The organism is Nonlabens sp. (assembly GCF_965660805.1).
Classification (GTDB): Bacteria; Bacteroidota; Bacteroidia; order Flavobacteriales; family Flavobacteriaceae; genus Nonlabens.
Window position 1 is genome coordinate 1 of sequence record NZ_CBFIBE010000060.1, and the last position, 8,836, is coordinate 8,836.

An 8,836-nucleotide genomic window follows, 5' to 3' on the forward strand; every position below is an offset into this window, starting at 1 on the left:
ATTTAATTGATAAAACAGGAAAAATAGAAGCAAAGCTTGCCTCTATGGGAGAGATCCTAAAGTTAGTGGAATAAAAAATCTCTAGTTCCTAGTGGTGTAGCGTGTAAAATAGTTTACGCTATAAAAACATGAGTGTCCTGTTTTAAAACCAGTCAGTGATGTATTCTTTATTACTGGCGTTGCTAATTTCTTCCCGTAAAGTGATCTTTGGGTCTAGCCATATAAAGGTATTAAAATAAGGAGTCCCATCATTCGGTTGGTGATTTTTTAACCTTGCGTAACCTATGTTACCATCTTCATCGTCATTAACAACGATTTTTGTACTCACAATTAATTACGATGAAGAAAAACATAGTTGTTATCTTAAGCTGTATCGCTGTTTTTACGCAGGGACTTGCTCAACAAACTACGCCTATTTCAAAGGCAGATGTTATTGCTCAAGTCAATGAAAATAACAATGCACTTAAAATATCAGAACAAGAATTCCTAGAGGCCAAGGCAGATTACCAGCAAACCAGAGCGGTGTTTTTACCCAATATTACAGCAAGTCATACGGGAATTGTAACTACAAATCCGTTGATGGCTTTTGGGTCTAAATTGAATCAAGGGATTTTAACGCAAAACGATTTTAATCCTAATTTATTAAATAATCCAGACCAGGTTCAAAACTTTGCTACTGTTGTAGAGGTGCAACAACCACTTATTAATGTGGACGGTATTTTTAAACGCAAGGCAGCACGTGCTTCTATGGAAGCGATGTCTTTAAAATCGCAACGCACGCAAGACTACCTCACATTTGAGGTAGATAAAGCTTATATGCAATTACAGCTGGCTTATAAAGCAGTATCTGTTTTAGAAAAAGCCACACAAGCGGCGCAAGCAAATTTACAACTGGCTCAAAACAGATTAAAGCAAGGCTACCTACAACAAGCCGATTTGCTCAATGTAGAGGTACGCGTCAATGAAGTACAAAACCAACTGCAAACCGCAAAAAGCAATGTTCATAATGCTTCTAATTACTTGTCATTTCTAATGAATGACAAAGATTTTGTGGTGTATCAACCTAGTGATAGTTTAAGCTTAAATACAATCGCAGCAAAAGCGATCAGCCTTTCAGAAAATAGGGCCGATATTCAAGCGATGCAACTAGCCACCACAGCTTATGAAGCAGCAAATAAGGCAGATAAGATGAGTTTTTTACCGCGACTCAATGCTTTTGGAAGTTATGAGTTGTATGATGAAAATCTTTTTCAAGCCAGTGCCAATGGATATGTAGTAGGCGCACAACTGAGTTGGGATATTTTTAAAGGCTCACAACGCATCGGGCAATATCAAAAAAGTAAAGCCAGTCTTGAAAAGTCAAAACAAGAATATGAACAGTATGTTTCCCAAAGTCAGCTGGAATTAAACAAAGCCCAGCGCATGCTTACTGATGCAGAGAATAAATTAAAACTTTCAGAACTAGCACTTTCACAATCTAAAGAAGCCTTACGCATACGCACTAATAGGTTTAAAGAAGGACTAGAAAAAACCTCAGATTTATTAAATGCAGAAACGCAAGTGTCTCAAAAGGAACTGGAATATTACCAAACCATTTTTGAGTTCAATTATGCTCAGGCTTACTTAAATTATCTCACTAAAACAGAATAACACCAACCTTATATTTTTAGGTCGAAGGAAATCGAGACCTCAATTTTAATAATGAATACAATGAAAAAATATTTCTATATCATAACTCTTTTTAGCGTTACTCTAACTACCATAAGTTGTGGCGAAAAAGAACCTAAAGCCACCGTCGATAATACTCTTGCTATTCCCGTAACTGTGCAAGCGGTGATGGATAACACAAACAGTCCTTTTTTAACCGCAAGTGGAAAAGTTCAAGCTGTAAATAGTGCCCAGTTAAGCACCCGTATGATGGGATTTGTAGAAAAAGTTAATGTAAACGTAGGCGATAAAGTTCGTCAAGGACAACTACTCGTTGCCATCAATAATACGGATTTACAAGCCAAGCTTGCCCAAGTGAACGCAGGCATTACAGAAGCAACCGCAGCGTTTAACAATGCTCAAAAAGATTATAATCGTTTTAAAAATCTATTTGCAGATAATAGTGCCTCACAAAAAGAACTGGATGATATGACTGCCCATTTTAATATGGCTAAAGCACGACTAGAAGCGGCTCAACAAATGAAAAATGAAATCAACGCTCAGTTTGCTTACACAAATATCACCGCACCTTTTAGCGGTGTGGTAACCAGTAAAAATGTGAAAAAAGGTGCTATGGCAAATCCTGGACAACCATTGATTAGCATAGAGTCGCCTGGGAATTTTGAAGTATTGGCTAGGATTCCAGAGACAGAGATTTCTGCGATTAAAAATAATAGTAAAGTAGAAGTTACAATCGCATCTATCAATGCAACGGTTTCGGGAACCGTTACAGAGCTAAGCCCATCGGCTGCACAGACTGGCGGACAATATTTAGTAAAAATCACGCTGGATAAAACTGATGTGGCTGTTAAATCTGGAATGTTTGCCACGGTGGCCTTTCCTGTAGAGAAAAAGAGCGCTACGCAAACTGTTCTTATTCCTACCTCAGCACTAGTCACCCAAGGTCAATTGAGTGGAGTTTACACCATAAGTCAGAGCAATACGGCTTTGTTACGCTGGTTGCGACTGGGCAAAACGGTGGGAAATCAAGTAGAGGTGTTATCTGGTCTCAATGCTAGCGAGCAATACATTATCAATGCAGATGGCAAATTGTTTAACGGTGCAAAAGTAAGCCCATCCTCAATCCTTCCCAAAGGGAAGGAAGCCACTAAGAGTGAATAATAATTGTTAGTGAAGGGACAAGGTTTATGTAATCTCTTCTGTAACGATATTAAAAAGTAAAAAAGTAAAGTGCGCGTTAAGGAACTGCCGGCAGGTAGTAGTGGAAATCCTTTTTTAAGATGTTTTTGCTTTCGCGAAAAGAGCTTCAAAAAGATTGTAGCGGATAGCCTGTTAAAACGCCCAAAATAATATAATTATTAATTAAAAATCACCCATAAAATTCTCTTTCCTTTAGAAAGAGTTAGGGATAGGAAAATGAAAGAAGGAATAGCTGGTAAAGTTGCCAAAGTCTTTATGAATTCAAAGCTTACGGTGCTTTTAATGATCGTTTTTATGGTCATAGGTGTGTATAGCTCGTTTTTAATTCCGCGTGAGGAAGAACCACAAATAGATGTGCCTATGGCCGATATTTTCGTAGGATATCCTGGTGCAAGCCCTACAGAAGTAGAATCGCGTGTGATCAAGCCACTCGAGCAACTCATTTCTAATATAAAAGGTGTGGAATATGTGTATTCTACCTCGATGAAAGAGCAAGGAATGGTGATTGTACAGTTTTATGTAGGCGAGGATATTGAACGCTCCTTTGTAAAATTATACAACGAGATTAACAAACACATGGACCAGATGCCGGCTGGCGTAACCATGCCACTGGTAAAAACTCGTGCCATAGATGATGTGCCTATGCTAGGACTCACACTATGGAGTGAAAATTATGATGATTACCAGTTGAGCCAGATGGCACTAGAGCTAGAGGCCGAAATTAAAAAGGTGAACGATGTGGCGATTACCCATAAAATAGGTGGTCGTGAGCGACAGTTGCGCGTGGTACTCGATAAAAACAAACTTGCCGCAAGCGGTCTGGATTTTATGTCGGTTTCTAAAATGATTCAGGCAAATAATGCGCAACTTAACGCAGGAACTTTTGATACTAACGATACCGAATTTATCGTGAACACAGGAAATTTCCTTGCCAGTGTTAACGATGTTGAAAATCTCGTAGTAGGTGTACAACAAAATCAGCCTATTTATTTAAAGCAAGTAGCTCAAATTATTGATGGTCCAGAAGTACCGCAAAGTTATGTGAGTTTAGGTTTTGGAAGCGGTAGCGAAAAAAGCACCGCTTTTCCATCAGAATATCCAGCCGTAACGCTTTCTGTCGCAAAAAGAAAAGGAGCTGATGCTATGAAAATAGCCGATGTGATTATTGCCAAAGTAGAACACCTACGCAAGACCTTGATCCCAGATGATGTACACGTTGAGGTGACCAGAAATTATGGAGAAACCGCGTCTCATAAAGTATCAGAGTTACTATTACACCTTATAGGTTCTATCATTGCGGTAACTTTTGTAGTGATGCTAGCCATGGGCTGGCGTGGTGGACTGGTCGTGTTTTTATCGGTTCCTATCACCTTTGCGCTTACCTTGTTGAGTTATTACATGCTGGATTACACCTTGAATAGAATTACGCTATTTGCTTTGGTTTTTGTAACCGGTATCGTCGTGGATGATTCCATCATTATAGCCGAGAATATGCACCGGCATTTCAAGATGAAACGATTGCCGTTTAAAGACGCCGCACTTTTTGCGATTAACGAGGTAGGAAACCCTACCATTCTTGCGACCTTTACCGTAATCGCCTCAGTTTTACCTATGGCATTTGTCTCTGGCTTAATGGGTCCTTATATGGCGCCTATGCCTATTGGAGCATCCATAGCGATGATTTTATCACTCTTTGTTGCGCTGACCATTACACCTTATTTGGGATATATTTTCTTGAGAGAAAAGGATAAAAAAGGTAGTAAAGATGTTGAAGATAACGCTTTCGCGAAAGCGGAAAAAACACTAGAAGAAACCTTCATATACAGACTGTACAATAAGTTAGAGCGACCGTTAATGGAGAGCACGGCTAAAAGATGGTTGTTTCTTACAGGAACCTTTGTGGTGTTACTCGCTACAATGGGATTATTTTTCACCAATTCGGTAGCTGTAAAAATGTTGCCGTTTGATAACAAAAATGAATTCCAAGTGGTGATCGATATGCCAGAAGGAACCACGCTGGAACGCACAGGAGTGGTCGCACAAGAAATAGCACAGTACCTATCCACACGACCAGAAGTAGTGAATTATCAGAATTACATAGGGACATCTGCACCTATTACTTTTAACGGTTTAGTACGTCATTATGACCTACGTGGTGGAAGCAATATGGCCGATATTCAAGTGAATCTGATCGATAAAGGAGAACGTACCGCACAAAGTCACGATATCGCAAGTTTATTGCGACCAGATATTCAGAAAATCGCTGCTAAGTATAATGCCAATGTAAAACTGGTAGAGGTGCCGCCAGGACCACCAGTACTTTCTACCATAGTTGCTGAGGTTTATGGACCAGATTATGACCAGCAAATCGCAGTCGCAGACCAAGTACAGCAAATTTTACATAACACAGACGATGTGGTAGACATCGACTGGATGGTAGAAGCTGACCAGAAGGAATATCAGTTTACCATTAATAAAGAAAAAGCAATGCTGTATGGTATCGCACCACAGCAAATTGCCCACGCGATGAACCTAGCACTGGCAAATCGACCTATTACGACTTTATATGATGAAGATGCGGTACAGCAAATAGGACTTGTACTTGCACTGGATGAAAAAGAAAAATCGACCATTCAGGATATTGCACAACTGCAAGTAGCCTCATCACAAGGAACCATGATTCCTATTGCTGATGTGGTGGAAATTACAGAAACGACAAGTGCCAAAAGTATTTACCGCAAGAATCAAAAACGTGTGGTCTATGTCATGGCAGATATGGCTGGTGAGCTAGAAAGTCCAGCGTATGCCATTTTAGGAATGGAAGAAAAACTAAAGGCTATACCGATGCCAGAAGGATATACCATCAACGAAATGTATCTAGGACAACCAGATTATGAAGATGATTATACTGTAAAATGGGATGGAGAATGGCAAATCACACTAGAGGTATTTAGAGATTTAGGAATCGCCTTTTTAGGAGCTATTATTTTGATTTATATCTTGATCGTAGGATGGTTCCAGAACTTTAAAGCACCTGTGGTAATGATGGTAGCTATACCGTTATCATTAATTGGGATTATTATAGGTCACTGGATTATGGGTGCGTTCTTTACAGCAACATCTTTTATCGGGATGATAGCATTGGCAGGAATTATGGTCCGGAACTCGGTGTTGCTTATAGACTTTATTAACTTAAGAACAGATGAAGGTGTACCGCTTAAACAAGCTGCTATAGAAGCTGGAGCAGTGCGTACCACACCTATTTTGTTAACTGCAGGAACAGTGGTGATAGGAGCTTTTGTGATCCTTTTTGACCCAATTTTCCAAGGACTAGCGATTTCCCTGATGGGTGGAACTATAGTCTCTACGGTATTAACCTTACTAGTAGTGCCGCTAGTGTATTATATGATCGAACGTAAAAATCACAAAGAATAGTTCTGTTCTTGAATTTGAATTTAAAAAAAAAGTTGCTGTGCTGAGTTAGGAGAGAGACAAAAACTTTAAAAATATAAACTTAAAAATTACTAAAATGCTAAATACATATTTCAGAATTATCGTAGGTTTTATGGTATTACTTAGTGTCGTACTTACCGTTTATGTCCATCCCAACTGGATGTGGTTTACGGTATTCATAGGTGTGAACTTAATCCAGTCTGCTTTTACAAAGTGGTGCTTGCTAGAAACTATTTTAATGAAACTAGGAATTAAGAAAGAGAGCGCTCCATGCCGCACGAGCTAGATAGGTGCTTCAAATGGAGGGAATAAGGACGGTATGTTACTGCTATAAGGACAAATGGTCTACAAAGGAAAGAGTAAAATCGATTATTAATAGCGGTAGTAAATAAACTCCTGAAACAATGTTTTGCTATCGCAACATCGGGCAGGCCTTATGATGAAACTCACGTTTCAGTGTTGCCTCGATAACTAGAAGATTATAGTAATAAAAAAGGCTCCAGAATCTAATTCATGAATCTACGAGCTTAGAATTATAGTGTCTCAAATTAATGAAGAAAAGTGTTGTTTTTTACCTCAGTTCTTAGATTAAAGCAGTTATTTTAAACGATAGATTGTCTTATTTTTTTCTCCTTTTTTTTCAAATAAATCTAATTCCACTCCTTTTTTTAAATCTCTACTTGCTGTTGCAGAAGAAATGTCTTTAAAAATATCCATATAATCTTTCCTTGTAAATTCAGTTTTATTTAATGAAACATAATACTCTAATCTATCTTTTTCATTTAACGTCCGATTATTAAAGTTTAATAATTCACTTATTGAAATGTCAATAACGTTAAGCATATATTCAATAAACTTAGTTGATTTTCCAGATTTATCACTTTCAGCCAAAGCTTTATAATAGTTGCCTTGGTCATTACTGATTAAAGTTTCAAAAGGCAAAAATTCAAAGATTGGATATTTTTCCATTAAAATTAAAGTTTGCCATAATCTTCCCATTCTGCCATTTCCATCCAAAAATGGATGTATAAACTCTATCTCGTAATGGAAAACACAACTTTTAATTAACTCAATTTCATCAGACTTTTTCAAATATTCAAATAGGTCTTTCATTAAGTGTGGCACATTTCCAAAAGGTGGTGCTAAATGCTCAACTTTTGAGCCTTTTACAATTCCTACACTCTGATTTCTATATTTTCCAGGTTTTTCAACTAAACCTTCCATTAAGTTTTTATGTGCTTTTAAAAAGGATTTTTCATTTGAAGGATTGTAATCTTTTAAATTTTCATAAATTTTAATTGCATTTAAAACTTCAAGAACATCTTTTTTAGGACCAATAACTCTTTTGTTTTCAAGAAGTGCTGTTATTTGTGCTTCTGTAAGTGTGTTTCCTTCAATTTTTAAAGAAGAATGAATGGTTTTAATTCTATTTTGTTTTCTTAATTTAGGTGAAGGCTTGTTTAATAAATTAGCATTTACTTCTCCTATTTTCTCTGAAATGGAAGTTATTAATTTTAAAATAGAAGATGTTATTTCGTAAGGTGGTTTCATCCGTGATACTATCATTTGATAGTATCAAAGATACAATCATTCAATCTAAATTATATTACGAGGCGGGATTTTTTAATTGGGCACAACGGCTCTGGCTATGGCAAGTGCGGGATTTTGAAACCGCTTTCTTGTCCGCCTACCGTGATTTTGTTTAGTTGTAATAACTTCATCTTTAAGCACTAAACCCGCATTTGCTATAGCCGATGTTGGCAGCTGGCTTTTTTATTTTCAGTCGGCTTGATGAATCCAAATGTATTTTCCGTCCTTAAATGTTATTAGTCCACCACCAACTTCTTCTTTTCTAACGACAATTGATGGATTCTCAAGATTGACTTCTCTGTCTTCTATAATTTCAGCGTCTTCAATAACGATTTCATAAGATTTAGAGTCATTTACAAGTCCCCAATAGTCAACCCAATTAAATTCCGTCAAGTGAGCAAAAGGCTCTCCGAAGCCAATTTTGATTTTCTGATTAGTTTTTCCGTGAGTTATAATAATTCCTGAATTTTCATTTTCTTTTTTGAAAATTACTTGGTCAGTATTTCCGTCTCCGTTAAAGTCCGCGTTTATTGTGTCCGTCAGTTTGAATATGGTTGCATCTTTAAATTCATAACTCAAATCTTGATTAATAATCTCAGTCTGTTCGGTTGAGTTTTGTTTCAAGTCCGATTTTGTGGTGTCATATTTAGATTCCACCTTGATTGTGTCGGATTCGGCTGAAATTTTATTTTTAGATTCCTTGTCAGAATTTGATTGACCGCAACTCGTTAAAATCAAGAAAGTCAATATGTAGGTTATTTGTCTCATGGTCGTTTTTAGCTTGCTGCCAACGGCAAAGGTATAAGGCGAGTGAGGCGTTTTAGCTGGTACTCGCTTTATTTTTGGTTGTTAAATTGTTTGAGTAAAAATACAGAATTTTTCTTACATCACAGCCTCACAATAAGCCTTTAAAACGTCTTATTCG

6 protein-coding genes and 1 pseudogene are annotated in these 8,836 nt (G+C 37.4%); 5 read left to right on the forward strand and 2 right to left on the reverse strand.

The genetic code is table 11. The annotated features are described in order from the left end of the window. Window positions 1-339 precede the first annotated feature (339 nt). From ACTF48_RS10510 to ACTF48_RS10530, 5 genes and pseudogenes are all read left to right on the forward strand, one after another. Window positions 340-1,650: a TolC family protein gene (locus ACTF48_RS10510; RefSeq protein ID WP_438963114.1), complete on the forward strand. Its 1,311-nt coding sequence runs from the start codon at window positions 340-342 to the stop codon at window positions 1,648-1,650. Window positions 1,651-1,710: 60 nt separating this feature from the next. Continuing rightward, a complete protein-coding gene (locus ACTF48_RS10515) occupies window positions 1,711-2,829 on the forward strand; it encodes an efflux RND transporter periplasmic adaptor subunit (protein ID WP_438963115.1) in 1,119 nt (372 codons plus the stop codon). Window positions 2,830-3,084: 255 nt separating this feature from the next. Beyond that, a complete protein-coding gene (locus ACTF48_RS10520) occupies window positions 3,085-6,303 on the forward strand; it encodes an efflux RND transporter permease subunit (protein WP_438963116.1) in 3,219 nt (1,072 codons plus the stop codon). A 94-nt stretch (window positions 6,304-6,397) separates the two neighbouring features. Continuing rightward, the gene (locus tag ACTF48_RS10525; RefSeq protein ID WP_438963117.1) at window positions 6,398-6,607 is read left to right on the forward strand and encodes a YgaP family membrane protein; all 210 of its coding nucleotides are present in this window, start codon (window positions 6,398-6,400) and stop codon (window positions 6,605-6,607) included. A gap of 51 nt (window positions 6,608-6,658) precedes the next feature. Then, window positions 6,659-6,792 (forward strand): annotated as a pseudogene (locus tag ACTF48_RS10530) (IS110 family transposase); the annotation flags it as partial. Between the two features lie 126 nt (window positions 6,793-6,918). On the opposite strand, the gene ACTF48_RS10535 reads toward ACTF48_RS10530, so the two are convergent. Continuing rightward, window positions 6,919-7,872, reverse strand: a complete 954-nt coding sequence (locus ACTF48_RS10535; protein WP_438963118.1) for a Fic family protein — start codon at window positions 7,870-7,872, stop codon at window positions 6,919-6,921. A 228-nt stretch (window positions 7,873-8,100) separates the two neighbouring features. Further along, complete coding sequence (locus ACTF48_RS10540; protein ID WP_438963119.1) at window positions 8,101-8,679, reverse strand: hypothetical protein; 579 nt, start codon at window positions 8,677-8,679, stop codon at window positions 8,101-8,103. Between the last annotated feature and the right edge of the window lie 157 nt (window positions 8,680-8,836).